This window comes from Cupriavidus sp. 05T41, from assembly GCF_056396525.1.
Genome location: NZ_JBFTLQ010000064.1, coordinates 1 through 26,599 on the forward strand (window position 1 = coordinate 1; position 26,599 = coordinate 26,599).

Here is a 26,599-nt window from a genome sequence, read left to right on the forward strand (position 1 = left end):
GGCAACGGAGGTGGTGGCGGCCACGGTGGCGGCGGTGGCGGCGGTGGCGGCGGTGGCGGCGGTGGCGGCGGTGGCGGCGGTGGCGGCGGTGGCGGCGGTGGCCACGGCAACGGCCACGGCAACGGTCACGGCGGCAGCCACTAGTCTCGTCCGACGGCGGCGCGGCAAACGCGCACTGGCAAACGGGTTCAGTCAGCGTGCGCGGCGWGGCCATTGCCGCGCACGCGGGCCTGGCCCAGAATTTCGCCAGACGCGGTCCGCACGCACGCCCGCCAATCACGAGAGACACCAAGGAGACCACCATGCGCGATTACGCCGAGGCCATCGCAGGCTTTTCCTATGAGGCATCGCTGGCGGAGCGCCTGAGCGGCACGCCGGACGCCCTCAACGCCTGCGTCGAATGTTGCGACCGCCATGCGCTGCCMGGACGCATCGCGCTGTTCTGGGAAGGCCGCGACGGTAGCAGCGAAACCTACACCTTCGCCCAGTTGCAAAAGCTCTCGGCGCAGTTCGCCGGGTTCCTCAAGGCGCAGGGCATCGGCCCCGGAGACCGGGTCGCGGGGCTGCTGCCGCGCACGCCGGAGCTGCTGGCCACCATCCTCGGCACGTGGCGCGCAGGCGCGGTCTACCAGCCGCTGTTTACCGCCTTCGGGCCAAAAGCCATCGAGCACCGCCTGCAGGCATCGGGAGCGCGCCTGGTCGTCACCGACGGCGCCAACCGCGGCAAGCTCGACGACGTGCAGGGCTGCCCCGCGGTGCTCACCGTGGCCGGCGCCAAGGGCCGCGGCCTGGTGCGCGGGGACTTCAGCTTCTGGGCCGAGCTGGACCGCCAGCCGGCGGACTTCGCGCCGGTCATGCGCAAGGGCAGCGACCCTTTCCTGATGATGTTCACCTCCGGCACCACCGGCCCCGCCAAGCCCTTGCTGGTGCCGCTCAAGGCCGTGGCCGCATTCGCCGGCTATATGCGCGACGCGGTGGACCTGCGCCCCGATGACGCGTTCTGGAACCTGGCCGATCCCGGCTGGGCATACGGCCTGTACTACGCGGTCACCGGCCCGCTGGCCCTGGGCCATCCGACCACCTTCTACGACGGCCCGTTCAGCATCGAAAGCACCTGCCGCGTCATCAACAAATACGGCATCACCAACCTCGCCGGCTCGCCCACCGCATACCGGCTGCTGATCGCCGCCGGGCAGGCGGTGTCCGGTCCGTTGCGCGGCAAGCTGCGCGCGGTCAGCAGCGCCGGCGAGCCGCTCAACCCCGAGGTCATCCGCTGGTTCGCCGACCAGCTCGGCGTCACCATCCACGACCACTACGGCCAGACCGAGCTTGGCATGGTGCTATGCAATCACCACGCCTTGCGTCATCCGGTCCACCTGGGCGCGGCCGGCTTCGCCAGCCCCGGCCATCGCGTGGTCGTGCTCGACGACGAAGCGCGCGAACTGCCGGCGGGCCAGCCAGGCACGCTGGCGCTGGACCTGGCGCAGTCGCCGATGTGCTGGTTCGGCGGCTATCACGAAACGCACACCAGCGCCTTCGTCGGCAAGTACTACCTGACCGGCGACACGGCGGAGCTGAACGAGGACAACAGCATCAGCTTCATCGGCCGCAACGACGATGTCATCACCACCTCGGGCTACCGCGTCGGCCCCTTCGACGTGGAGAGCGCGCTGATCGAGCACCCGGCCGTGATCGAGACCGCGGTGATCGGCAAACCCGATCCGGAACGCACGGAGCTGATCAAGGCCTTCGTCGTGCTGGACCCGCAATACCGCGCGGGACCCGAACTGGCCGAGCAACTGCGCCTGCATGTGCGCAACCGCCTGGCGGCCCACGCCTATCCGCGCGAGATCGAGTTCGTAGCCGAACTGCCCAAGACGCCGAGCGGCAAGGTCCAGCGCTTCATCCTGCGCAACCAGGAAGTGGCCAAGCTGCGCGAAGCCGGAACGCACGCCTAGCAGCGCACCGGCCCGCGCCGTCCATCTGCAAGAGGGCTCACGCGGACCGGGTGGCGCGAGCGGACGCGCTGCCGTCGCGGCCGTCCTCATCCTCTGCATGCCCGCGCAGCCGGGCGATGCGCCCGCGCGCCCAGCGCGCGCCCTGCAGCAGCCTGTAGCCCGCCAGCCCCCATTGCGTATGCGCGACATGGAGGCTGGCCGTGGCGTAAGCGACACCATTGCTCCAGAACTGCTTGTAGTGCTGCCGTCCGGAGCCGAAGTCGAAATCGAAGCGATGGTCGAAGGCCCATTTCACGCACCAGTCGATCAGCACCGTGCCCGGCGACAACTTCGCGTACGCGGCGTCGTAGGTGTTGATGACGAGGTCGACGCAATGGTTCTGGATGGCGAGCAGGTTGAGCGCTACCGGCACGCCGTSGAGCGTCAGCACAAAGAAGCGGAAGGGCTGGGCATGCCGGCTGGCATGCATGTCGCCGACCGCCATCAGGCGCATCAGGAACGCGTGGCTGTCGTCGGAGAACAGCCACGCGCTTTCTATCTCGCCGCGCTCGGCCCAGCGCCGCTTGTGCAGCAGCAACCAGTCGACGAAGAAGGCGGCCCGGCTGTCGTTGTKATCGACGATCAGGACCTCGGCCTTGCCCTGCCCCTCGAATCGCCGCAGCAGGTAGTCCGGCGGATTGCGCGAGCGGCCGGTGCGCGAACGGCAGAATGCGGTCCACCCGGCCTGCTCGCGCATCCGCGCCACGGGGGTGATCTCGTCCAGGCGATAGGCAACCCGGCCGCTTTCGCTTGCGCAGCGGTGCAGCAGCGAGCTGCTGCGCACGCGCGGCAGGTAGACGAGGTCCGGCCTGGCACTGGCGAGCATGGCGTGCCAGGCGGCAGACACGATCGCCGCGGCATCGGCGCCGGGTTCGACCAGGATGTCGTGAGGCGGGTTGTAGCCGGGCCCCAGCGGCTGCATGAAACGCCAGCCCGCCCTGCGGTAGACGACCAGCGGCCATAGCACCACGAGCCGGCCCTGCGAGCGTCCGGCCAGGCACTGCAGCTTGCGGCCCGCCATGGTGGCGGCCACCCCTAGGCTGCTTGCGCAATAGGCAAACGACTGGAAATGCGCGCCATTGGCCCTCTGCCACAGCGCATCCCATTCCGGCGCGAGCGCGTGAAAGGCCTGGGTATCGCTGATCACTTCGTGCTGGACGGCGCAGTGGCGCATGGCAGGTCCGTGCGTCGGGAAGAACAGCGGCATGGTAGCCGCCGATTCCRCCAGCGCGACGTGCGGTAGCCAACATAAGCCCGCCGGTTGAAACCGCTCCCCACGTCACGGGGGTGCGCTTGATGTCGACCATGCTGCACAGCAACAGCGATAAGCGCCAGATGTCCGGGTATGTCCCTAGGGGCTATCCAAATAGCCCCCTCTAGAATCTGCCCTTGGATGGTGCACTGCGCAAACCGGTGACGCCCATCCCTTCCGAACCAGACCCTCGACCCGATCCGCACGGCATCCACATCCAGTGCATGCCGGCCCTGAGTCGGCCAAGCGGCCGGGCGATTCACAGGAGAGCACGCATGTTCGTTTTTTCGTCCGACCAGTTCGCAGAAGCCCAGAAAGCCCATTTCGCCAACCTGTTCGCGCTGACGAATACGGCCTTCGACGGTTTCCAGAAACTGGCCGAGCTGAACCTGCAGGCAGTCAAATCGTCGATCGCCGAAAGCCAGGATAATATCCAGGCCGCCCTGTCGGGCCGCGACCTGCGCGACGTCTTCACCACGCGAGGCACGCTGGCGCAACCGGCGGCCGACAAGGCGCTGTCGTACGTGCAACACGTGTACGAGATCGCCTCCGACACGCAGACCGAACTCGCCAAGGCCGTGGAAGCGCAGTACGAACAACACACCCGCCGCGTGCAGGCTTTCGTCGACACCTTCGTGAAGAACGCGCCGGCCGGCTCGGAAGCCCTCACCGCGCTCCTGCAGTCGACGGTCGCGGCCGCCAACAACACCTATGAATCGGTGCAGAAGGCAACCAAGCAAGCCGCCGAGACGGTCAAGTCGAACTTCGAGGCCTCGACCGCKGTAGCCTCCGGCGCCGTGCAGCAAGGCGCCCGCCGCGCCGTCAAGGTAGCCTGACGGCGCATCGCGCGGCACAGCTCTCGTGCCGCGCGGCAGCAGACGCTCAGGTGGCAGGCGTCGCGCGACGACGCCGCGACCCGCCTGATCGTCCTGCCGGGAACAACAGGAACGCGCAGCGTTCCTGTTGTCATCCTTCTCCTGGACGAGAAAGAAGAAGAGCCCTTCGGACTCAGCGCGAAAGAATCGTCACGCAGGCAACTGCCTCTTCCACGCCGATCAGTCCGCCACCATTCTCGGCAATGCCCACCGCGGCATGTTCAACCTGCCGCCCCTGCGCCTCGCCACGAAGCTGGAGCACCAGTTCGTGTATCTGTGCCAGGCCTGTCGCGCCAATGGGGTGCCCTTTGGACTCCAGTCCGCCGGAGGGATTCACAGGGATCCGTCCGCCGAGCGCCGTGTCGCCGCGCTCCGCCAGCGCCCCGCCCTCGCCGAACGCGCAGAGGCCAAGGTTCTCGGTCTGGACAATCTCGCCCATCGCGGTGGCGTCGTGAACTTCGGCCACCGATACGTCCGACGGAGCGATGCCGGCCTTTTCGTAAGCTAGCCTGGCCGCGATCGCGGTGCAGGCGTTCTCGACATCGTTCACATCCCGATCGGCCCCGGTGCGTACGACCGACGCGGCGATGCGCACCGCCCGGGAGCGGCTCAGGCCGAGCCTTCGCAAGACGCTCTCGCTGCAGACGATCGCCGCGGCCGCACCGTCCGACACGGGCGAGCACATCGGCGCGGTCAGCGGATAGACGATCGGGGGCGCCGCCAGGATCTCCTCGACGGAGTACGGGTTCCGGTACTGGGAGAGCGGGTTGTACTGCGAGTGCTTGTGGTTCTTGGACGCGACGGCTGCGATCTGGCGCTGGGTGGTGCCGTAGCGCTTCATGTGCTCGCGTGCCGAAGCCGCATAGATGTCCATGAACACACTGTACGGCTTTGCAGAGGTGCTGCCCGGCGGGACTTCGACGCCCCGGCCGAGCTTGAGCAGCCGCTCCCTGGCGGCCTCGACCTCTGCGATGTCCCAGCCGCTGTCGAACGCAGAGAACATGCGCTCCCGGTCCTGCGAATACATCTTCTCGGCGCCGACGGCGAGCGCGATATCCCCCTCCCCCGACCTGACGAAGTTGTACGCCAGGTTCAGCGCGGTACTGCCGCTGGCACAGGCATTCTCGACGCTGGTGACCGGGATGCCACCGATACCCATATGGCGCAGTGCCACGGGGCCGCGGATCATATGCTGCCCTTCCATATGGCCCTGCACGCAATTCGCAAAGAATGCCGCCTGCAGTCTTTCCTTTTCAACGCCGGCATCCTTGAGCGCCGCGTCGACGGCTGCGCTTGCCATCTGCTTGATGCTCAGATCCAGCAAGCGGCCGAATGGCGTCATCCCGACGCCAATGACATATACGTTTTCCATGTTGTCTCCTGTTTCTCGTCCCGGTCACCGCGCTAGCCGGCGGTGACGACAATCTTTCCGAAATGCCCGTTCTGCGCMATGTGCTCCAGCGCGCCGGCGCGCCGGCGAGGTCGGCGAGCGGATACACMTTGTCCACCGGCATGCTGATCTTGCCCAGCTTCAATGCCGGCTCCAGGTCGTGCCTGGCGCGCGCCACGACGGCGGCCACCTCGGCCGGGGTCCGGGTGCGGAAGCTCACGCCGATGTAGGTGATCCTGCGCATCGAATGCAGGTCGAAGTCGAAGTCGCCGCTCTCGCCGGCGACCCGCCCGACATTCACCATGCGGCCGCCCACGCGGGTTGCGGACATCCCGCCATTCACGAACGGCCCACCGATCAGATCGACCAGCAGGTCGACGCCCATCCCTGCGGTGGCCTTGGTCACCTCCTGGACCCAGTCGCTCCTGCCGGTGTCGACCGGCAGGTTCGCACCGTAGTCGCGCAGCCTTTGCCGGCGCGCCGCGGAGGTCGAGGAGCCCAGCACCAGGCCCGCGCCAAGCAGCCTGGCAATCTGCATCCCCATCAGCCCCATCCCTGAACTCGCCCCCTGGATCAGGACCGACTGGCCGGCCTGCATGGCGCCGTGCGTCGAGATGGCGTCGTGCATGGTCTGCATGGCTACGGGCAATGCCGCGGCCTCTTCGAAGGGCATGCCCTGCGGGATGGCGTACATCATGGCCGGATGGGCCAGCGTGTACTCCGCGAATGCGCCGATGCCGGCGCCCATCACCCGGTCACCGATTTGCCAGGCCTTGACCTGGCTGCCGACAGCGACGACTTCGCCGGCCCATTCGACACCCAGAGGCACGCCCTGGCCACCCGCCGCGCCATGCCGTTTGCCCTTGGCCATCGTCAGGTCGATACGATTCAACGCGCTGGCGCGGACCTTGACGAGCACTTGCCCGTCGGCCGGCGAAGGGCGAGGCACGTCGGCCGGGACGACACTGTCGCCGTCAGATAAAAATGCACGCATGGTTTTCCTTGTGACATGAAGTTCCGATTGCCTTGGCCCGGGCTATGCCGCGCATGGCCATGCCGGCAATCCACACGATCCGGGCCGGCCCGCGCCGGCTAGCGGCGCAGCGTATAGCCCGCCTTTTCCCGGTCCCAGGTCGAAGGCGTGATMCCTTCTTCGCGCAAGCGATACTTTTCAACGCGATGCGTCGGCGTCTTGGGAAAGTCGCTGCGGAAGTCGACAAAACGAGGCACCGAGAAATACGGCATGAGCTTCTCGCAGTGCTGGATCAGCTCGAGCGCGGATAGCGCCGAGCCCTCCTTGCGCACCACGCAAACCATGACCTCGTCCTCGCCAACCTCGGATGGCACGGCAATGGCAGCGGACTCGAGAACCGCCGGGTGCGCGTTGACGACCATCTCGACCTCGAATGCGGAGATGTTCTCGCCGCGACGGCGGATCGCATCCTTCTTGCGGTCGACGAAGTAGAAGTAGCCGTCGCTGTCCCGCTTCATCAGGTCGCCGGTGTGGAACCACAGGTTCTGGCTCTGCGCCAGCGTCGCCTCGGGATTCTTGTAGTAGCCGTCCATCATGATGTACGGCTCCTGGGGCCGGAACACGAGCTCGCCGATCGCATCCACGCCAACCGGCTCGTCGTTGCCGTCGACAAGATCGACGTCATAGCCGCAGATCGGCAATCCCACCGAACCCACGCGCGGCGCGTCGATGGGGCTTGCGAGCGCGACACAGTTCTCGGTCTGGCCATACCCCTCGTAGAGCTTCAGGCCGAAGCGCTGCTCGAATGCTTCCCACAGGTCCCTGGGCGCACCGCCGCCCGAGGCAAACCTGACGGCGTGGTCGCGATCGGCGGGGCTGTCGGGCTGCTTCATCAGGATCGGGATCATGCCGCCGATGTAGTTGATCTGCGTTGCGCCGAAGCCCTTGAGACGCTCCCAGAAATTCGACGCGCTGAAGCGATCGTCCACGATCAGCGTGGCGCCGGCCATCAGCGCCGGCGTGACCGTCACCAGCTGGGCATTGGCGTGGAACAGCGGCAGGCAGGTGTAGAGGCGGTCATCGTCGCCGATGTGCCGCCCGTCGGCGGTCTTGCTGCCATGCCACCAGAAGTAGTTGTGGCAGAGCTGGATGCCCTTCGATGGCCCTGTCGTCCCCGACGAGTACATGATTGCCAGCGGGTCCCGGTTCGAGACGTGCACATCGGGCAGGGGCACGCCGGACGATTCCAGCGTTTCGAAGCGGACGCCCGGGATCGGCAAGTCCGGGAGCGCTTCGCCGTCCGCCCGCGGCACGATCATGGCCTCGAGCTTGCCGAAGCCGACGTGCGCATCCTGGAAGCGTTCGACAAACGCTTTCGAGACCACGGCCATGCGCGCATCCGAGTGCTCGATCACGTGCCGCAGCAGCGGGCCACGGTAGGCCGTGTTGACGGTCACCTCCAGCAGCCCGAGACGCGCGCACGCGAACCACAAGCCCATGAACTCGGCGCAGTTGGGCAGCATGATCGCGAGCTTGTCCCCCTTGCGCAGGCCGAGCCCGGTCAGTCCGCGCGCCAGGCGGGTCACCCAGGCATCGAACTCGCCGTAGGTATAGGTCCGGTCTTCGAAGACAAGGAATACCTTGTCGGGGCGCAGTGCCGCCTGCATGGCGAGGCACGCGCCCAGCGTCCGTTGCTCGTTCTTGAGTGAGAGCGCATCCACGGGATCAGTCCCCCGCACCGGTCTGCGCCGCTGCCGGCGGAACCTCGACGATGCGCACCGGATCGGATCCGTCCCACGCCAGCCCGGCCTGCCTGATCGCCTCGAAGTACTGCGCCTTCCCGCCCGCCATCTCCGAGATCTCGAACATCCMGCTCGGAAAGTCCGGGTGCACGAAGTACGCAAAGCGGCCGGCGCCACCCATGCGACCGCCATGCCCCTCCACATAGCCAAGTCCGAGCAAGGTTGCGACGATCTCGTCGTAGCGGTCCTCCGTCCAGTAGGCGACGTGCTGCGCGATTTCCCCGTTGCGCTTCAGGGAATCGTTATACAGCGACGGCGCATCGTCCCTTTGCTGGATCAGTTCGATCTGCAGGTCGCCCGAGTTCGCCAGCGCGATCGAGAGTTTCGGCAAGCGGGAGTTCTCGCCGAAGTAGCGAAACTCCCTGGTGCCGACGTCGTCCATGTAGAACCAGGGCCCGATCCCCAGGTTGACCCAATGCGCCATCGCGGCCTTGATGTCGCGCACGACGTACCCGACCTGGCGGACGCCGCCGAATTTCTGACTCATTCCTTGTCTCCTCGATCCTCGTTGATTCGCCCCCGGCACGCACCGGCCGGCCCTGACCGCCCGCCGTTGCCGCTCGAAGTGAGGCGAGTTTAGTTCGTTTCTGGAATCGATTCCCAATAGGGATAACCCTAGGATGAGAGACCGGCATTCCTCTCGCTGGCGAACGGATAGTGCAGCGATTGCGAAATACGCCGCATTTTTGTGGGTTTTGGCCGCCATCGAGACATGAGCACGCATCCGGCGACCGCAGATCGGTTCGTCCGATGCGCGCCCATGGTTATCCCTATGTGCAATCGATTCCAGTAGAACTACACTTGCCTCGGACAAGCCCCCGACAGTGCGGGCTGGTACCAAAACGAGGAGACAATTCATGCACTCAACATCGGGCGCCGGCCCCAGCGAAGCGGCAAGCGCTTCGACGCCATCCGCAGACGACGCGCTCTTCCGGCGCATATCCTGGCGATTGCTGCCGCTGCTGTTCCTGGCGTACTTCATCAACTACCTGGACCGCACGAACATCGGGTACGCGCAACTGCAGATGCAGGAAACGCTCAGGTTCGCGGACACCGTCTTCGGGCTGGGCGCGACCGTGCTCTTTCTCGGCTACGTGCTGTTCGAGATTCCCAGCAACTTGCTGCTGACGCGTATCGGGGCAAAGCGCACGCTGGTCCGGATCATGGTCCTGTGGGGGGTGGCGTCCGCGGCGACGGCGTTCGTCACCACACCCACCCAGTTCTACGTGGCGCGATTCTTCCTCGGCATGTTCGAGGCCGGGCTCGTGCCGGGCGCGCTCTACTACCTGACGCTCTGGTATCCGCCGGAACGCAGGGGCCGCGCCAACGCCATCTTCCTGATGGGCGCCGGCTTTGCGCCGATCCTTTCCGGGCCGATTGCCGGCGGCGTCATGACCTGGCTGCACGGCAAAGGCGGGCTCGAAGGGTGGCAGTGGCTGTTCGCGCTGGAAAGCCTCCCGGCGTTCGCCCTCGCCACGGTCACCCTGCTGCGCTTTGACGACCATCCCGGCCGCGCGCACTGGCTTGCGCCGGAGGAGAAGTCGCGCGTGCAGGCATTGGCGCGCTCCGGCAACGAAGGCCGGGCCGCCGGCCACCTTGGCACCGCACTGCGGCAGCCGAGGGCCTGGGGCTTCGGCCTGGTCTGCTTCCTGACCGTCCTGGGCATCTATGCCCTTGCCTTCTGGCAGCCGACGCTGCTGAAAAGCATGGGCTTGTCATTGATGGAAATCGGCCTGCTGTCGTCGCTGCCCGCCATCGCCGGCGCGACAGCCTCGTTCTGGATGGCCTCCCACTCCGACAAAACGCGCGAGCGCCGCGGACATTTCGCGGTTGCGGCGCTGGTGGGCGCGGCGGGCCTGACGACGGCGGCGCTGATGCAACAGCACCTGTTCATCGCCATGGTGGGCCTGGTGTTTGCAGGTGCCGGCCTGGCAAGCGCACTCACGCTGGTATGGGCGAGCGTCGGGGAAGTGCTGCMGCGCGAGGGGCTCGCGGCTTCCATCGCGCTGATCACCACCTGCTCGAACTGCTCCGGCCTGGTCGGACCGCTGCTGGTGGCGACCATCCGCCAGGCCACGGGCGGATTCGGATGGAGCCTCGTCATCTTGTCCTGCACCCTGCTCCTGGCGTGCGTCGTGATGCAGATCATCCTGTGGCCGTCGAAACGGATCGCCGCCTCCATGGGCGTCCCCGCCGGCCACCGCTAAGTATTTGAACAGCCAGAGACCAGCATGAACCGCATTGAAACCAGAACCATGACCGGGAAACTGCTTGCCGKGAAGACCGCCGTGATCTCCGGCGCGGGCCGCGCCAAGGGAATCGGACGGGCAACTGCCAGGCTCTTCATCGAACACGGCGCGCGGGTGGCGCTGCTCGACCTCGACGAGGACGAGGTCAGGGAGGCCGCGCGCGATGTCGCCCGGGGCGAGCCGGTGGCCCTGGGGGTTCGTTGCGACGTTACGAGCATGGAATCCTGCCTCGCCGCTATCAGCGAGGTGCGGGAATGGGGTGCTTCGGGCGGGCACATCGATGTCCTGATCAACAACGCCGGCCTCACGCAGAAGGTCTGCGCGGCCGACATCACGCTGCAGGACTACCTGCGGGTCACCGACGTTGTGCTCAGAGGCACCATGCAGCTCTCCCAGGCGGCGATCCCGGCCATGCGGAGCCAGAAGGCCAGCTCGATCATCGCCGTGTCGTCAATGTCGGCGCAGCAAGGCGGCGGGGTATTTGGCGGCGCGCACTACTKCGCGGCGAAGGCCGGCGTGCTCGGCTACATCCGTGCACTCGCCCGGGAACTGGGTCCCGACGGCATCCGCGCGAATGCGATCACGCCTGGGCTGATCGTCACCGACTTCTCTCGCACCAATACGCCGGAGGATGTCCTGCATGCCGCGGCGGGGAGCTGGCCGCTCGGCCGCGCCGGGAGCGCCGGCGAGATCGCGGGCGCGTGCCTGTTCCTTGCCTCGGACCTGTCGTCGTACATGACCGGCAGCACGCTCGATGTGAACGGGGGCGCCTATATGCGCTGAGCTTCCGGCGGCGGCATGCACGAGCGTCGCAGCAGGAGTTCGGTCGGKAACATCACCGTCCTGCTGTCGCCGCCGCGGCCCTCGATGCGATCCAGCAGCAGTTCCGCCGCCGTGCGGCCGAACTGCTTCAAGTCCCAGCGCAGCGCGGTGATGCCGGGCGCGGCAAACTGTGCCAGGACGGTGTCGCCGATACTGATGACCGAGATATCCTCCGGAATCCTGAGGCGACTCGCTTCCACTGCCGCCAGGGCACCCGCGAGCATCTCCGTGCCGAGCGAAACGATGGCGGTCGGCCGCGCTGGCTTCGACAACTCGTGCAGAACGTCGCTGAATACGCGCGTCTGCGAAGGGTCGGCATGCTCGATGACCGTGAGTACCGACAACGGCAGGCCGGCCGCCTGAACTGCCTCTTGCGCGCCCGCGATGCGCTCGCGGCCCGGCCGGACACTCGCCGGCGGCGTCTCCAGCAGGATATGCCGGTGCCCGAGGCTGAGAAGAAACGCGATCGCTGAACGCGCGCCTTGCCGATGATCCACCGTGACGCGATCGCAAGACAGGGGACTGTCGCGATCCAGCAGCACAAGGGGCGCTTCCGCACCCCGCATGKCATCGAGCACATCCTCACGCGTATCGTCATCCACGGTCAGCAGCAGGCCATCCATGCGCCGGCGCCTGAACATGTTCAGGAGTTCGAGTTCCTTCGTGCCATTGCGCGAATTCGCCACGATCATCAGGTATCCGGCTTCCTGGAACCGAAGCTCCGCCGCGCCGACGATCTCCGCGTACATTGGATTGGTCACGTCGGAAACCATGCATGCGATGGTACGACTGGACTGGTTGCGCAGGCTCTGGGCCAGCGAATTCGGCTCGTACCCCAGCGTTGCCACGGCGTCCGCAACCCGGGCGCGGAGTTCTTCGCTGGCGTAGCGGTCACGATTCAGGGCGCGCGACACGCTGCTCGCCGATACCCCGGCTAGCTTGGCCACATCGCGGATTTTGACAGGTCGCTTCATGCCGAAAGTATACCCCAGCGCACTGACTGGAACGCGCCGCAAAGCATAGGGCCGCACCCCCGGAGAGCTGCGGCCCGCTTGTGGTCGATCCGGCGTCTTCGACCTGATTTTCGCCCTGATTTCCGGCCTGATTTCCGGCCTGACTTGCGCCTGCCGATGTCGATCAATCGAGCGTGATATTCGCTTCCCTGGCAACCCGCTTCCAGACTTCGATCTCGCGGGCATTGACGGCTGCCTGCTCTTCGCCGGCCAGGTAGTCCGGGGTAATGCCCCAGTCAAGCATCCTGGCCTTGACGGCGGGGTCCTGCAGCGCATCCCTGAGCGCAGCCGAGAGCTTTTCGACGAACGGCTTCGGGACGCCTGCGGGGGCGTACATGGCCCAGCCGGTCCACTGGTCGAAATCAACCCCCTGCTCCTTGTACGTCGCCACGTTCGGGAAGTTCGACGTACGCCGGGTGCACATGGCAAGCGCCTTGATCTTGCCGGTCTTCACTGCCGCGGTTCCCGAGCCGATATCGAGCCAGCCCACCTTCACGACATCGCCCATCATCGCCGTCATGACGGCGGCGCCGCCMTTGAACGGAATGTGATCGAGCTTGATGCCGGTCTTTTGCGCAAGCACCTCCGCGCAGAAATGGCCGGTCGAGCCCGCACCCCAGGTACCGAACTGAATGGGCCTGGGACTCTTCCTGGCCAGCTCGATGAACTCCTTGAGGTTGTTTGCAGGCAGATCATTTGTCGCCACGAGAATGATCGGCGACGTGCCAACCCGCGCCAGCGTGGTGAGGCTCTTKACGGGATCGTAGGGCAGCTGATGATAGACCGCGGGCGCTAGCGTGGTAGTGGTCATCGTCCCCAGCGCAATCGTGTAGCCATCCGGCTTGGCATGAGCGAGCTGCGCGATCGCGATCGTGCCTGCGGCCCCTGCGATGTTCTCCACCACGAACGACTGCCTGAGTCGCTTGCCGAGCTGCTCGCCGAGCAGCCGACCGAACGCATCCGCGCCGCCGCCCGCCGCCGACGGCACGATCAGCTTGACGGGACGCGCCGGGTATTCATCGGGGGTTTCGGCCATGGCAGTGCCAGCGAACGCCGCGCATAAGGCCAAGAGACCCAAGCAGAGGGACTTCTTCATGACACTTGTCTCCGTTGTTTTCTTATCGGTGAGGATCGATCGACCACGCCTTGCGCAGCGTGCGCCGACCGCGCATGCCCTGTCCCAGGGCACGCATGGGGAAGCGCATTTCGAACTATCGAGAGTCAGTCCCGCGAAAACTCCGCGCCGCCCTTGGGCCGGATATAGCGGGGCACGGGGAGGCCTGCCTGCCGGGCCGCGGCAAGAATGCCTTCTTCGATGGCTCCGGCATCCCGGACACTCTGGTATTCCCCGTCGGAGAAGATGACGTTGGCGCCGTACACCACCATGAAGCCCTCGGCCGGCTCCTTGGCATCGGCCGGCACTGAAAACGTATGCGCCGAGCCACCGGGCTCGTAAAGGTAGCTACCCGCGGTTTGCGGGTCGGCCGGGTACTCTACATAGTTCCACTGCCCCTTGGTCGTAAAGAAATGCACGGTGCCGGTGTGGAAGTGCGGCGGCAGCGTCGTGCCCGGCTCGAACTTGCCATACAGCACCCAGACGCCGTTMTCGCGGTCGAGAAACAAGGGGATGATMGTGGAGCCCGGTTCGGATCCCGGGAACTCTTGCGACTCATGGATATTKACCGTCAGCAAACGGTCCTGATGCGTAACAACCTTCSGTAGTGCCATCTCAACCTCCTATGGAATGATCGCCTGCTGGTGCAGCACATGGCGGTGGCCAGCCACCCGGCGGCCCGGCCACCGCATCCGGCGCCTGCCTACTCCAGCGTGATATTTGCTTCGCGCGCGATCCGCTTCCAGACCTCGATATCGCGGGCGTTGATCGCGGCTTGCTCGCTGCCTGGCACGAAGTCCGGCGTAATGCCGAGATCGGCCATCTTGCTGGTCACGGCCGGATCCTTCAGCGCTTGCTGAACCRCTGCGGCAAGCTTGTCTGCGATCGCCCTGGGCAGGCCCGCCGGAGCAAACATGGCCCAGCCGGTCCATTGGTCGAAATCGACGCCCTGCTCCTTGTACGTCRCGACGTTGGGGAAATTCGCGCTGCGGCGGGTGCACATGGCCAGCGCCTTGATMTTCCCGGACCTGACCRCGGAAGTGCCGCTGCCAATGTCCAGCCAGCCCACCTTCACGATGCCGCCGAGCATTGCGGTAACCACCGGGGAGGTCCCCTTGAACGGAATATGGTCGAGCTTGATGCCAGTCTTCTGGGCAAGGACCTCGGCACAGAAGTGCCCGGTGGAGCCGGGCCCCCACGTGCCGAACTGGATGGGTGTCGGGCTCTTTTTCGCTACCGCCACGAATTCCCTCAGGTTGTTGGCGGGAAAGTCCTTGGTGGCGACCAGGATGATTGGCGATGTGCCAACGCGAGCGATCGTGGTCAGGTCCTTGACCGGGTCGTATGGCAAGGCCTGGTACACGGCGGGCGCGAGCGTGGTCGTGGTCATCGTGCCAAGGCCGATCGTGTAGCCATCCGGGGTGGCGCGCGCCAGTTGCCCGATGGCGATCGTGCCGCCGGCKCCGGCATTGTTCTCGACCACCAGTGGCTGCTTCAGGCGACGGCCGACCTGGTCCGCCAGGATGCGGGCAAACACATCGCCACCGCCGCCTGGCGCCGTGGGAACAATCAGGCGGATCGGCTTGCTGGGATACGCCACTTCGCCCTGTGCTTGAGCCGCAACGGACAGGGTGATCGCAGTGAGCAAGGTGAGGGCGCTGAGCTTCTTCATTTCTGTCTCCAACTTGTGGGGCGGTGCACCACTCTTTTCAGATTTCTGATCAGACTTCTGATCGTGGCACTTATCATGTCGATGGAACAAKGTAAAACGTTTCCACATATTTTGCGGTGACAGCCTTTACGATCAAATGGTGGTAAACCCGCGGGGAATTTGATGCCGGGTGCGCAAAGGCACTCCGGTGCAGGCGGCCAGGGAGATCCGGTATCCCCGCCCGGCCTGGGTCCGGAGACTATMGGCGGCGGACCGGCATTCGGGACGTCTGCCAGCCAGGTCGCTCAGGAATCCTGGGTGAGGACGATCTTCCCGAAATGTGTGTTCTCGCGCATCATTTCGCACGCCTGCGCCACGCGATCGAGCGGCAGCCGCACATCGATGGGAAGGCGCAGCTCCCCACGCGCGAGTGCGGGCCAGAAGTCCTTGCGCACGCGCTCTGCGATCGCCCCCACGTCTTCGACCGAGCGGGTCCTGAACGTCATGCCGAGATACTGGATCCGGCGCATCGAGTGAAGATCGAAATCGAAGGTTCCGCTCTCTCCCGCCATCCGGCCGATATTGACGATCCGCCCTCCTATGGCCACGGCGCGCATGCTGTCGTTGATCAGCGGCCCCGCCAGGAAGTCGACGAGAAGGTCGACGCCGCGGCCGTCCGTGAGCTCGAGCACCTTTTTCACCCAGCCCGGATCGTTGCTGTCGAGCGCGACATCGGCACCGAACCCGGCCAGCCGATCACGCCKGTCCGCTTTGGTCGAGGTGCCGATCACCAGGCTCGCGCCGAAGTGCCTGGCCACCTGGAGACTCATCAGGCCGACGCCGGACGATGCCCCCAGCACCATGACCGACTGGCCCGCTTCCAGTTGCGCGGTCTGCCGCATCGCCGTGTGCGTCGTTCGCAGCGCGACACAGAGACAGGCGGCGGTTTCATAGTCCATGTCGGCCGCCGGAMACKGGAAAGCGCGACGCCAGTCCGTGACGGCATACTCGGCGAACCCGCCGATGCCGGAGCACATGACCTTGTCGCCGGCTTTGTATGCGGTGACCGCCTCTCCCACTTCGACCACGTCACCAGACCACTCAAGACCCAGGACCGTGCCGGGGCCCCCGACGGAGCCGTGCGACTTGCCATCGACGAGCGACAGGTCTGCGCGATTCAGGGAACTCGCCCGCACCTTCACAAGGATTTCGGTGGCTTTGGGGCGAGGGATCTCGATATCTGCAATGACCAGTMCGGTCTCGTTGCGAATCGCAGCTTTCATGCATGTCTCCTGTCGAAATAGTTCTGGCGCGACCTCGTGTCCGAAGGCTACGACGCCGTTGGCATGATCATTGTAGAAACGTTTCTACCGTTTGGGCAAGTGGATGCAGGACAAAAAAACCGCTTCAGTTCGAAGCGGCGCTGTCCGGGTTCCGTCGGGGTCGGGAATGTCTATGCCGTGGTCTTCTTGCGGCTGGCGGCAACGGGCCCGCAAGACTCTCTGAGAACGAGCTGGGTCGTGATGGCGATCGTCTCCGGCTCGACCTCCGCATCCTTCTCCAGGCGCTTGAGCATGATCTGGGAGAGGACCGTGCCGACTACGTCGAGGTCCCAGGTCAACGAGGTGATCGATGGGCTGAACAGTTGCGAGAGATCGGTATCGCCGATACTGATCACGCTCACGTCATCCGGCACAACCCTGCCGGTGTGCCGCAGCGCCTGGAGCACGCCCGACAGGATCCGCGTCCCGAGACACAGGAATGCGGTGGGGGCATCCGGACCGGACAATAGCGACAGCGCTTCGCTGAAAGCGAATTCCATCGCCGATTTCTCCGAACGGATGAGCTTGGGCGCGGGCTTGAGCCCGCGCTCCTTGTACGCATCCGTGAATCCGGCAATCCGCTCCCGCCCGGGTCGAAGCGCACTCCCAGGCGTCAATAACGCGATGCGCGTATGCCCCAGGTTCAGCAGATAGCGGGTCGCCTGCATGGCACCGCCATAGTGATCGACATGAACACCGGTTCCGACCACGGAAAGGTCCCGGTCAAGGGCGATGACCGGCATTTCCTGCGAAAGCTGCTCCAGCATCCTTGGATTCTCTGCATCGCAAGGGGCAAGGATCAGCCCGTCCACCCGTCGCCGGCGAAAGAGGTCKATCAGGTTCTTCTCGCGCTTGCCATCGTTATGCGTACTCGCGATCAGCAGCGCGTAGCCCGCGGCCTGCAGGGACGCCTCGATGGAGATGATGATGCGTGCGTAAAGCGGGTTCGACAGATCGGAGACCAGGATGCCGATGGCTCCCGACGAGCGCGTGCGCATGCTCTGGGCAATGGCGTCCGGCTCATACCCCAGGCGGGTCGCGGCCTTGGTGACAGCGGCAATGGCGGCTTCGCTCACCCGCCCTGCACGATTGAGCGCGCGCGAAGCCGTGCCAATGGAGACGCCCGCTTCCTTTGCCACCTCCCGGATCGTGATGCGCGGCTTCATTTGGCGTGCATCGTTGTGCGCTGGCTGGCCAAAGCGCCCGGGGCCACGCGCATGCTCGACCAAACACCCGACACAGTCTGGTGCGACACGCTGCGCCACACATGTTCAGGCAGTGCACGGGACTGCAACATCGATTCTCTCCTTTTGCCCCAACGTGCGCCGCGAGGCAGCGGGTTCAGGCTGAGTAACGTCTTATATGAATGCCGAGCATTCTAGCTCACCGGATGACGCGCACTCGTGGAGGCAGAGATCGTCCCGCCCCGAGGTCAGAGCGCCCCTCGCGGAACGCTCCAGCCCCGGATGGCAACTATCGCGGGGCGCCGATCAGCCKGATGGCCTCGCCCTTGCCGTCCCAGGCGAGGCCGGCACGCCTCACCTCGKCAAAATATTCGGCCTTGCCGCCGGCCATTTCCGAGATCTCGAACATCCCGCTAGGCAGGTCGGGGTTGACGAAATAGGCAAAGCGACCCCGCGACCCCATGCGGCCGCCATGCCCCTCCACGTAGCCGGCGTCCAGAAGCCGGCCGACGATCTCGTCGAAGCGGTCTTCCGTCMAGTACGCGATGTGCTGCGCGCCCTCGCCGCTTCGCTTCAATGAGTCCAGGTAGAGCGAGGGCGCGTCATCTCGCTGCTGGATCAGTTCGATCTGCAGATCCCCCGAGTTTGCCAGGGCGATGGAGAGCTTKGGCGGCGTCGAATTCTTGCCGTAGTAGCGAAACTCGGTCGTACCAACGTCTTCCTTGTAGAACCAGGGCCCGACACCGAGCTTCTCCGTCCAGTGCGCCATTGCTTTCTCAATGTCGTTCACGACGTAACCAAGCTGCCGAACCGCGCCAAACAGATAACTCATCGGTGTCTCCTAGTGATCTTGAAAAGTCTGCCMTGCCCTTGCAGAAACGTTTTTACAATATATCATCAACAGGCCCGCCAACAAGGCTAGTGTTTACCATGATTGTTGCGATTTAAACCCGGAACAACAATGCAATCCATCTGTGGAAACGTTTCTTCAGTTTGACGAAAACGAGGCTCGCAAACTGGAAAGAGACTGCAGAACAACAAACAGGAGACAGGAAAATGGCGCAGTTCGCGGAGAAAGTAGCCCTGATCACTGGTGGCGCGTCCGGCATCGGAGCCGCCACGGCGCGCTTGCTGGCCCAGCGCGCGGCAACAGTGGTGATTGCCGACCTGGCCAGCAGCAACGGTGCAAAGGTCGCCGCGGAAATTGGCGGCGAGTTCGTGCCGCTCGACGTGACCAGCGAATCGAGCTGGGCGCACACCGTCCAAGCCATTCTGCACCGGCATGGCAGGCTTGATGTGCTGGTCAACGCGGCAGGCATCGTTGGCGACGTCGTCAATGGCACCTTGGCCAAGACCACGCTCGACGACTGGCGCCGCGTGCTTTCGGTCAACCTCGACGGGACCTTCCTGGGATGCCGCGAGGCGATGGCCGCGATGCGGCAGACCGGTGCAGGCTCKATCATCAACCTGGCTTCAGTGGGTGCCTACTACCCGACAACGCAAAGTGTCGCGTACGGCGCCAGCAAAGGGGCGGTCACACAGCTGACCAAGACGGTTGCCCTGGCCGGCGCGGAAAACGGCAACAAGATCCGCTGCAACTCAGTGCATCCCGGGAAGACGTCCACGCCGATGCTTGAGAGCATCTTCACCCAATACCAGCAACGCCAGGCCGCGGGCGGCGCAGACCCCAGGCCGAACGGACGCCAGATTCCGCTCGGCGACCAGGGACGGGCCGAGGATGTCGCCAATCTGATCGCATTCCTGGCATCGGACGAAGCAGGCTATATCACCGGCGGGGAGTTCACCGTGGATGGCGGGTGGCGTCTGCTTCGCTAAAAGCCGGACAGGGCCATGCCGTCGCGCGATCGGCCGACAGGCAACGCCCGGGCAGTTCAGCACCAATTCTCGCGGCGGCCCGACTCGAGCCGCCCATCATTACCCTAGACATATCCGACGGAGAACAAGGATGACCGATACTTTGAGCGCCGCGCGCATTCAGACCGTGCGCGACCACATGGCACTGGAATGCACCCACGAGTGGGACGCCGTGATCAACACATTCCAGCACCCCCGGTATGAAATGCACGCTACGGGGGTCGTGTTTGACGGCGAGGAGCAGGTCCGGGGTTACTTCGATTCCTCGCGCATCCCCTTCCCCGACCTTGCCAATGAGATCATCGCCATCGCCGCGGACGATGACACTGTTCTCGTTGAATTCTGGCTATCTGGCACGCACCTCGGCCCGCTGAAGGCGAACGGCAAGGTCTTCGAGCCAACCGGCCGGAAGTTCCGCGTGCGAATGGCGGCGACGTTCGAGTTTGCCGCGAACTCGGACAAGATCATCTGCGAACGGCCCTACTCGGCGGCGGACGCAAAGCTGCGCGCTCTTGGCCTGGTCTGAGGAATTGCTTCGACTGCCCTGGCCCGCGGCCGCCGGACAAACCCGGCAGACCGGTCACGCTCAGGCAGACCGCCACGGTGTAGCCCGGCAATCGCGGCGTGATCAGGATGCCAGCGCCCAGCMCCATCGGGGGTCGGCACCAGTAATCGCGAGCATGTGGCTTGCCTTTCCTTGAGCACGCGGACCGGCCCGCCGGGGCCGGCGCGATCCGCGCCGGGAAGGCCGTGCGCGGGACACGGCGGCAGGCGCCGGGCGGGAACCTGGTTCGCGCCCGCCGGCATCCGCCCGTGCTTACTTGCCCTTCATCAGGTTCTTGGCTTCTTCGATATTCTGCTCGGCGCGCTTGGTGATCACCGCCAGCGCTTCGGCCTGCGACTTCTGCGCCATCTCGGCCAGCTCGCGCATATTGTTGAAGGCCTTCTGCAGTCCCTGCTGCACGAACTCGCCCTGCTTGGCCATGGCTTCCGCCGGATTGCCGCCCGTGGACATATGCTGCGCGGCCGTCTGGATCTCCTGCATGGTCTTGCTCAGGATCTCCGTCTGTTTCTGCACCAGCGCCTGCATGCCCTGGTAGGCAACCTTGTTCGCTTCCGTCAGCGCATCGATATCCTTGCGCCGGGCTTCGATCACCGAGGTCATGTCGACGCCGGGAAGCTTGAACTGCTCTAGCAACTTGCTGAAATCGGTAAACGGATTTGAGGTCGTAGCCATGGTGCATCTCCTCGCAAGGGGGGGTGAGGTCGGGAAATGAGCCGCGCCAGGCGCAGGCTTGCCGCACCCAGATCGCGGGCGCGGCAGCTCAAGTGTAGCGCGTGCCGCACAAGGCTAGGAAATGAATGCGTCCGGGGCGCCCGGCTGTGCCCGGTTGCAGGCGCGCCTTCCTTCGAATTCCGCGAACGCTTCTTTCAAAACTATGAACTGGCCCGCCCGCGGGGCCGTCGCTACACTMGCCCGCATCATCACCATCAGTCTTGCGGAGAACCCATGCTTCATCAGGCTTTGGCCGGCATCAAGGTGCTGGATTTGTCMCGGATACTGGCCGGCCCCTGGTGCACGCAGAACCTCGCCGACCTCGGCGCAGAAGTCACCAAGGTGGAACGCCCCGGCCACGGCGACGACACGCGCGGCTGGGGGCCGCCCTACCTGCAGGATCCCGCCGGCGACGACAGCCTCTCCGCTTACTTCATCTGCTGCAACCGCGGCAAGCGCTCCGTTGCCATCGACTACACCACGCCCGAGGGCGCCGCGCAGATCCGCCAGCTCGCGCTGGAAGCGGACGTGCTGGTGGAGAACTACAAGGTCGGCACGCTGCGCCGCTACGGGCTGGACTACGAAACGCTCAGGGCACTCAATCCGCGCCTGGTGTACCTGTCGATCACCGGTTTCGGCCAGAGTGGCCCGATGGCCGACAAGCCCGGCTACGACTACGTCTTCCAGGGCATGGGCGGCCTGATGAGCTATACCGGCCACCCCGACGGCCAGCCCGGCGCCGGCCCGCTGCGCACCGGCGTGGCGGTRGTGGACCTGACCACCGGCATGTACGCCACCTCGGCCGTGCTGGCGGCGCTGTTTCGCCGGCACGCCACCGGCGCGGGCGAATACCTGGACATCGCGCTACTGGATGTCGCCGTGGCGCTCAATGCCAACCAGGCTTCGAACTACCTGGTGTCGGGTCGCGCACCGCGGCGCAGCGGCAATTCCCACCCCAACTGCGCACCGTACGAAGTGTTCCGCTGCGCCGACGGCTATCTCATCCTGGCCATCGGCAACGATGCCMAGTTCGCCCGCTTCTGCGAAGTGGCCGGGCTCGGCGCGCTGGCGACGGACGATCGCTACGCCACCAACTCCGCGCGCATCGCCAACCTGCCCGCGCTGCGCCAGGTCCTCACCGATGTCTTCCCGACGCGCGAACGCCAGGCCTGGACCGATGCGTTCGACGCCGCCGGCGTGCCGTGGGGACCGATCAACTCGATGGAGGAGGTCTTCGCCCATCCGCAGGTAGTGCACCGCCGGCTGGTGCAGACCGCCGAGCACCCCACGCTCGGGCCCGTGCCGATGATCCGCAATCCCATGCTGGCCAGTGACGGCGCACCTGCGCGCGCGGCACCTCCCCTGCTCGGCGAGCACGACATGCCGGCCCACGCATGATGCGCGACACCGCGCGGCAGCGGGCAACGCCGGACACCGGCGCCACAACACCAAGACACACCCTTATCCGGAGACAACGCTTGAACACACATATCCTCGCCGCCACCCTGGTCGGCGGCCTTGCCCTCGCCAGCGGCGCCGGCGCCTCCACGTATCCCGACAAGCCCGTCAAGCTGATCGTGCCCTACGCCGCCGGCGGCACCACCGACATCATCGCGCGCATCGTCGGCACCCGCCTCGGCGCCGTGCTCAGGCAGCCCGTGGTGGTGGAAAACCGTCCCGGCGCAGGCGGCGCGGTAGGCAGCGCCTACGCCGCCAAGCAAGCGGCGGACGGCTATACCCTGGTGATGGAGGTGGAAAGCTCGCACGCGGTCAATCCCAATGTGTACGCGAAGAACGCCTACGATCCGGTCAGGGACTTCGACCCCATCAGCAACCTGGCCGACGTGCCCAACGTGCTGGTGGTCAATCCCGCCTTCCCGGCCGCCGACCTGCMCGCCTTCGTCAGGCTGCTCAAGGCCAACCCGGGCAAATACTCGTTCGGCTCCTCCGGCAACGGCGGCCTGAGCCACATGAACGGCGAGCTGTTCATGAACGAGACCGGCACCACGATGCTCCACGTGCCCTACAAGGGCCTGGGCCCCGCGCTCAACGATGCGGTGGCGGGACAGATCCAGGTGGTGTTCGACAACATCCCTTCCTCTTCCAGCCTGATCCAGGGCGGCCGCCTGCGCCCGCTGGCGGTGGCGGCAAAGCAGCGCCTCAAGGCGCTGCCCAATGTGCCGACCTATGCCGAGGCCGGGCTGCCGGCGATGAACAACCCGTCGTGGTTCGGCCTCGGCGCGCCCGCGGGCACGCCCGCGCCGATCCTGGACCAGCTTAACGACGCGGTGCGCCGCGTGCTGGCCGATCCGGAAGTCGTCACCGCCATCGAAAAACAGGGCGCCATCCCCAGCCCGATGACCCGCAAGGCCTTCGGCGACCTGATCCGCGGCCAGAACGCGCACTGGAAAAAGGTCGTCGAAGAGATCCATTTCACCAAACTCCAGTAAGCCGGACCCATGACACAGACAGACACCACCCARGACAAGACCACCGGCAAGCACGCCGGCGTCGAGGTCGACGAGCGCGGCATCGCCACCCTCACCATCCGCGAAGCCGGCTCGCTGAACATCCTCGGCACGCCGGTGATCGCGGCGCTCACGCAAGCCGTCGGCACGCTCGCCGGCCGCGCCGATATCCGCGTGCTGATCGTGCAGGGCGCGGGAGAAAAAGGCTTTATCGGCGGCGCCGACATCAAGGAAATGGCCAGCCTGACGCGCGCCAGCGGCGAGGCCTTCATCAGCGGCCTGCGCGGCCTGTGCGACGCGCTGCGGCACTTTCCCGCGCCCGTGATCGCCCGCATGCCGGGCTGGTGCCTGGGCGGCGGCCTGGAGCTGGCGCTGGCCTGCGATATCCGCATCGCCGCGGACAACGCCCAGCTCGGCATGCCCGAGGTCAAGGTGGGCATCCCCTCGGTGATCCACGCCGCCCTCATGCCGCGCCTGATCGGCAACGCGCGCGCCGCATGGATGCTGCTGACCGGCGAGATATMGGATGCGAAGGAAGCCCTGGCCTGGGGCCTGGTCAGCAAGGTCGTGCCGCTGGCGGAGCTGGATGCTGAAGTGCAGCGCGTCGCCTCGCTGCTTGCCAGCTTCGGTCCGACCGCGGTGCGCCAGCAGAAGCGCCTGCTGCGCGCATGGGAAGACGCCCCGCTGGATGTCTCCATCAACGACAGCGTGGGCGAGTTCGGCAGCGCCTTCGATACCGGGGAGCCGCAGCGCTTCATKAACGAATTCCTGCAGCGCAAGCGGTRGGCAGCGCCAACATATGCGCGCGGGGCCGGCCTGCCGGCACCACGGTGGCCAGGCCCCCGTCACGCGCCCGCCAGCTCCCGGACATGGTCGCCKAGCGCCAGCGAGGCGGTCAGCCCGGGGGACTCGATGCCGAACAGGTTGACCAGCCCGCGGACGCCGTGCGCCGATGCGTCCTGGATGACGAAGTCCGTCGCGGTGTTGTGCATGGACGAGCCGGGCCCTGCCAGGCGCGCACGGATGCCCGTGTAGCCGGGCTGCAGGTCCTCGTCGCGCAGGCCCGGGTAGTAGTGGCGCACGGCCTCCAGGAAGCGCGGCTTGCGGCTCTCGTCGAAGCGGTAGTCCACCCCGTCGCGCCAGTCGAGGTCAGGRCCGAACTTGCACTGGCCGCCCAGGTCGAGCGTGACATGGGCGCGCAGCGCGCCCTCCCTGCCCGTGGGATAGACCAGGCGCCGGAACGGCGACCTGCCCGCCAGCGTGAAGTAATGACCGATGGCGTAGTACAGGCGGGGAATCCGCTCCGCAGGCATCTGCGCGATGGCGGCGGCAACGCGCTGGGCGCCGAGCCCGGCGGCATTGATCACCGTGCTGCACAGCACCTCCATCGGCTCGGCGCCGCCCACCCGCAACACGATGCCGTCGCGCGTGCTTTCGCCGCCCTGCACGGGGCTGTTGAGCGCCAGCGCGGCGCCGTCGCCCTGCGCATCGCCCAGGTACGAGAGCATCAGCCCATGGCTGTCGACAATGCCGGTCGAGGGTGACAGCAATGCGCCGGCGCAGCGGACTTCCGCTTCMAGGTCGCGCGCCTCGCTGGCCCCGATGATGCGCAGGTCGGTCACGCCTTGCGCGCGGCCGAGCTCCACGTACTTCGGCAGTTCGCCCAGGTCCTGCGGCTCCACCGCGACGATCAGCTTGCCGATCTGCCGATGCCCGATGCCGCGCTCGCGGCAATACGCGTAGAGCGCGGCCTTGCCGGCCACGCAGAGCCGCCCCTTGAGCGATCCGGGCGCATACGAGATGCCRGCGTGAATGACTTCCGAGTTGCGCGCGCTGGTGTGGGTGCCAAAGGCCGCCTCCGCTTCGAGGATGACGACCTCACGCCCCGCGGCCGCCAGGGCCCTGGCGATGGCGAGGCCCGCCACGCCGGCGCCGATGACGGCGCAATCGATTCTGTCCATGGATAGGGATCTCCTGCTTCGGTGCTTCGGTGCTTCGGCCCGGCGCGCGCATGGTGCATCTCGCGCCGGGCCGCCATGCCGCTGCCTGCAATCTGCTGTCTGCAATCTGCAGTCCGYAGTCCGGCGGCTTGCTATTTGTGGTCGTTGCCGGCCGGCTTCTGCCGGATGGCCAGGCGGTAGATCTTCACCGGATACGTGATCTGCGCCGGGGCGCCCGCCAGGTTCGCCGAGGTGCGGTCGAGCTGGGCCGCCGGCATGTAGAGGTCACCGTCGTTGGAAACCCACATGGCATCGATCCAGGTCAGCCGCGGGTCCGCGACCAGCGTGGAAACCGTGCCGTCCGGCGCGATCTTCATCACGCTGCGGTTGGTGACCTTCGACATATAGATGTTGCCGGCGGCATCGATCGCGCTGCCCGCCGCCATCMATGTGTCGGCCACCTTTTCCACGGCCGCGRCAACGGCCGCCTTGGGCGCGCCCGGATCGTCGAGCAGCGCGGTCGGCACCCGTGCCAGCGGGCCKCCGATCGGCTGGAAGTACAGCCACTTGCCGTCGGGGCTGACTTCGAGCTGGTCGATGTTGACGTACTTGCTGCTGGTAGGCTTGCCGGTGCTGTCCGGGATCGGGTCCTTCAGCGTGATCACGCGCCCGCCGTCCGCGATCATCGCGTGCGCGGCCACGGTGGACGGATGATCTTCCAGCGTGCGGTGCATTTTGCCGCTGGCCAGGTCCAGCACGACGACGGCGGGATGGATGGCGGCGGCATCGCTGATATAAGCCGTGTTGCCGTTGAAGCGGATGTCGTTGAAGTAGCTGTATTCGCGGACCACGGCGGGGTCGGCCTGGTAGATGCGGCGGATGCGGTTGGTCCCGACGTCGATCTGCACGATCTTCGCGGCCCCGGGCACGGCCTTGCCGCCTACGCGCGGGCCGCCGGCGTCCACCACCCACAGGTCGCCGTCGGGGCCGATGCGCACCGTGTTGACGTGCAGCAGCGTAGTGCGGGGATCCGCGGCGTCCTTCCACAGGCTCCATTCCAGGTTCGGGTAGGGCAGGAACTTGCCGTCCTTCAGCTCCGCGACCTGCGCGCCGGGTCCCTCCACCTGCGGCATCGACACGAACAGGCGGCCATCCGGCGTGGTCGCCACGGCGTTGACGACGCGGTCCGAGCTGGCCACCTCGACCAGCCGCGGGTCCTGCGCGGTGGGCATCGGATCCGTCGCGGCCGCGGCGCMGAATACCGGACCGGCGAGCATCGCGCCCAGCAAGAACCGGCGCAGGGCGGCGCCGATGCGGGCAGGCGCGTGGCGCTGCGGCGTCGGTGCGTTGGCGTGTGTGCGTTGCATGGTCTGTCTCCTTTCTGGCTTCTTCAATT

At 66.0% G+C, this 26,599-nt stretch carries 23 protein-coding genes and 1 pseudogene; 9 read left to right on the forward strand and 15 right to left on the reverse strand.

Annotated features, from left to right (window positions below; translation table 11 throughout):
* The first annotated feature begins 302 nt into the window (after positions 1–302).
* Complete coding sequence (locus AC1DKV_RS29300; protein WP_441612133.1) at positions 303–1,958, forward strand: AMP-binding protein; 1,656 nt, start codon at positions 303–305, stop codon at positions 1,956–1,958.
* Positions 1,959–1,995: 37 nt separating this feature from the next.
* On the opposite strand, the gene AC1DKV_RS29305 is transcribed toward AC1DKV_RS29300, so the two are convergent.
* Positions 1,996–3,204, reverse strand: a complete 1,209-nt coding sequence (locus tag AC1DKV_RS29305) for a GNAT family N-acetyltransferase (RefSeq protein WP_477138615.1) — start codon at positions 3,202–3,204, stop codon at positions 1,996–1,998.
* A 320-nt stretch (positions 3,205–3,524) separates the two neighbouring features.
* Here AC1DKV_RS29305 and phaP point away from each other — a divergent pair, with 320 nt between their 5' ends.
* Positions 3,525–4,085, forward strand: coding sequence for a TIGR01841 family phasin (phaP, locus tag AC1DKV_RS29310; protein WP_441612130.1), 561 nt, complete (start codon positions 3,525–3,527; stop codon positions 4,083–4,085).
* Positions 4,086–4,257: 172 nt separating this feature from the next.
* On the opposite strand, the gene AC1DKV_RS29315 is transcribed toward phaP, so the two are convergent.
* The 4 genes from AC1DKV_RS29315 to AC1DKV_RS29330 all read right to left on the reverse strand — a co-directional run bounded on the left by AC1DKV_RS29315 (position 4,258) and on the right by AC1DKV_RS29330 (position 8,776).
* Entirely contained in the window at positions 4,258–5,496 is a 1,239-nt protein-coding gene (locus tag AC1DKV_RS29315) for a thiolase family protein (RefSeq protein WP_441612129.1), read from the reverse strand.
* Positions 5,378–6,508, reverse strand: a complete 1,131-nt coding sequence (locus AC1DKV_RS29320) for a quinone oxidoreductase family protein (RefSeq protein WP_477138616.1) — start codon at positions 6,506–6,508, stop codon at positions 5,378–5,380. Before AC1DKV_RS29320 ends, AC1DKV_RS29315 begins: the two co-directional genes overlap by 119 nt.
* Positions 6,509–6,606: 98 nt before the next feature.
* Complete coding sequence (locus AC1DKV_RS29325; RefSeq protein WP_441612127.1) at positions 6,607–8,208, reverse strand: AMP-binding protein; 1,602 nt, start codon at positions 8,206–8,208, stop codon at positions 6,607–6,609.
* A 4-nt stretch (positions 8,209–8,212) separates the two neighbouring features.
* Positions 8,213–8,776, reverse strand: coding sequence for a VOC family protein (locus AC1DKV_RS29330; protein ID WP_477138617.1), 564 nt, complete (start codon positions 8,774–8,776; stop codon positions 8,213–8,215).
* Between the two features lie 463 nt (positions 8,777–9,239).
* Between AC1DKV_RS29330 and AC1DKV_RS29335 the strand changes: the two genes are divergently transcribed.
* Both AC1DKV_RS29335 and AC1DKV_RS29340 read left to right on the forward strand, forming a co-directional pair.
* Complete coding sequence (locus AC1DKV_RS29335; RefSeq protein ID WP_477138618.1) at positions 9,240–10,496, forward strand: MFS transporter; 1,257 nt, start codon at positions 9,240–9,242, stop codon at positions 10,494–10,496.
* A gap of 24 nt (positions 10,497–10,520) precedes the next feature.
* The gene (locus AC1DKV_RS29340) at positions 10,521–11,321 is read left to right on the forward strand and encodes an SDR family NAD(P)-dependent oxidoreductase (protein WP_477138619.1); all 801 of its coding nucleotides are present in this window, start codon (positions 10,521–10,523) and stop codon (positions 11,319–11,321) included.
* Here AC1DKV_RS29340 and AC1DKV_RS29345 read toward each other — a convergent pair.
* The 7 genes from AC1DKV_RS29345 to AC1DKV_RS29375 form a co-directional block, all read right to left on the reverse strand.
* Positions 11,309–12,334 carry a LacI family DNA-binding transcriptional regulator gene (locus AC1DKV_RS29345; RefSeq protein WP_477138620.1) on the reverse strand — a complete coding sequence of 342 codons (1,026 nt, stop codon included), beginning with the start codon at positions 12,332–12,334 and terminating at the stop codon, positions 11,309–11,311. The two genes, AC1DKV_RS29340 and AC1DKV_RS29345, sit on opposite strands and share 13 nt — an antisense overlap.
* 163 nt (positions 12,335–12,497) lie before the next feature.
* On the reverse strand, positions 12,498–13,469 hold the full coding sequence (locus AC1DKV_RS29350) for a Bug family tripartite tricarboxylate transporter substrate binding protein (RefSeq protein WP_477138621.1): 972 nt from the start codon (positions 13,467–13,469) through the stop codon (positions 12,498–12,500).
* 125 nt (positions 13,470–13,594) lie between these two features.
* Positions 13,595–14,101, reverse strand: a complete 507-nt coding sequence (locus AC1DKV_RS29355) for a 2,4'-dihydroxyacetophenone dioxygenase family protein (protein ID WP_477138622.1) — start codon at positions 14,099–14,101, stop codon at positions 13,595–13,597.
* A gap of 89 nt (positions 14,102–14,190) precedes the next feature.
* Positions 14,191–15,159: a Bug family tripartite tricarboxylate transporter substrate binding protein gene (locus AC1DKV_RS29360; RefSeq protein ID WP_477138623.1), complete on the reverse strand. Its 969-nt coding sequence runs from the start codon at positions 15,157–15,159 to the stop codon at positions 14,191–14,193.
* 284 nt (positions 15,160–15,443) lie between these two features.
* The gene (locus tag AC1DKV_RS29365) at positions 15,444–16,421 is read right to left on the reverse strand and encodes a quinone oxidoreductase family protein (RefSeq protein WP_477138624.1); all 978 of its coding nucleotides are present in this window, start codon (positions 16,419–16,421) and stop codon (positions 15,444–15,446) included.
* A gap of 170 nt (positions 16,422–16,591) precedes the next feature.
* Positions 16,592–17,626: a LacI family DNA-binding transcriptional regulator gene (locus AC1DKV_RS29370; RefSeq protein ID WP_441612118.1), complete on the reverse strand. Its 1,035-nt coding sequence runs from the start codon at positions 17,624–17,626 to the stop codon at positions 16,592–16,594.
* 307 nt (positions 17,627–17,933) lie between these two features.
* Positions 17,934–18,476, reverse strand: coding sequence for a VOC family protein (locus AC1DKV_RS29375; RefSeq protein WP_477138625.1), 543 nt, complete (start codon positions 18,474–18,476; stop codon positions 17,934–17,936).
* 224 nt (positions 18,477–18,700) lie between these two features.
* On the opposite strand from AC1DKV_RS29375, the gene AC1DKV_RS29380 reads away from it, so the two are divergent.
* Positions 18,701–19,480 carry an SDR family NAD(P)-dependent oxidoreductase gene (locus tag AC1DKV_RS29380; protein ID WP_441612116.1) on the forward strand — a complete coding sequence of 260 codons (780 nt, stop codon included), beginning with the start codon at positions 18,701–18,703 and terminating at the stop codon, positions 19,478–19,480.
* Between the two features lie 130 nt (positions 19,481–19,610).
* Positions 19,611–20,045: an ester cyclase gene (locus tag AC1DKV_RS29385; protein ID WP_441612115.1), complete on the forward strand. Its 435-nt coding sequence runs from the start codon at positions 19,611–19,613 to the stop codon at positions 20,043–20,045.
* 291 nt (positions 20,046–20,336) lie between these two features.
* Here the strand turns inward: AC1DKV_RS29385 and AC1DKV_RS29390 are convergent, their stop codons facing one another.
* A complete protein-coding gene (locus tag AC1DKV_RS29390; RefSeq protein ID WP_441612114.1) occupies positions 20,337–20,756 on the reverse strand; it encodes a phasin family protein in 420 nt (139 codons plus the stop codon).
* Between the two features lie 273 nt (positions 20,757–21,029).
* On the opposite strand from AC1DKV_RS29390, the gene AC1DKV_RS29395 reads away from it, so the two are divergent.
* The 3 genes and pseudogenes from AC1DKV_RS29395 to AC1DKV_RS29405 all read left to right on the forward strand — a co-directional run.
* Positions 21,030–22,193 carry a CaiB/BaiF CoA transferase family protein gene (locus AC1DKV_RS29395; RefSeq protein WP_477138626.1) on the forward strand — a complete coding sequence of 388 codons (1,164 nt, stop codon included), beginning with the start codon at positions 21,030–21,032 and terminating at the stop codon, positions 22,191–22,193.
* Positions 22,194–22,273: 80 nt separating this feature from the next.
* Positions 22,274–23,245 (forward strand): Bug family tripartite tricarboxylate transporter substrate binding protein, encoded by a 972-nt coding sequence (locus AC1DKV_RS29400; RefSeq protein ID WP_477138627.1) that lies wholly within the window; start codon positions 22,274–22,276, stop codon positions 23,243–23,245.
* Between the two features lie 9 nt (positions 23,246–23,254).
* Positions 23,255–24,046, forward strand: a pseudogene (locus AC1DKV_RS29405) (enoyl-CoA hydratase); the annotation flags it as partial.
* 62 nt (positions 24,047–24,108) lie between these two features.
* On the opposite strand, the gene AC1DKV_RS29410 reads toward AC1DKV_RS29405, so the two are convergent.
* Both AC1DKV_RS29410 and AC1DKV_RS29415 read right to left on the reverse strand, forming a co-directional pair.
* Positions 24,109–25,224, reverse strand: a complete 1,116-nt coding sequence (locus AC1DKV_RS29410) for an NAD(P)/FAD-dependent oxidoreductase (RefSeq protein ID WP_441612110.1) — start codon at positions 25,222–25,224, stop codon at positions 24,109–24,111.
* Positions 25,225–25,355: 131 nt separating this feature from the next.
* Positions 25,356–26,570: an SMP-30/gluconolactonase/LRE family protein gene (locus tag AC1DKV_RS29415; protein ID WP_477138628.1), complete on the reverse strand. Its 1,215-nt coding sequence runs from the start codon at positions 26,568–26,570 to the stop codon at positions 25,356–25,358.
* Between the last annotated feature and the right edge of the window lie 29 nt (positions 26,571–26,599).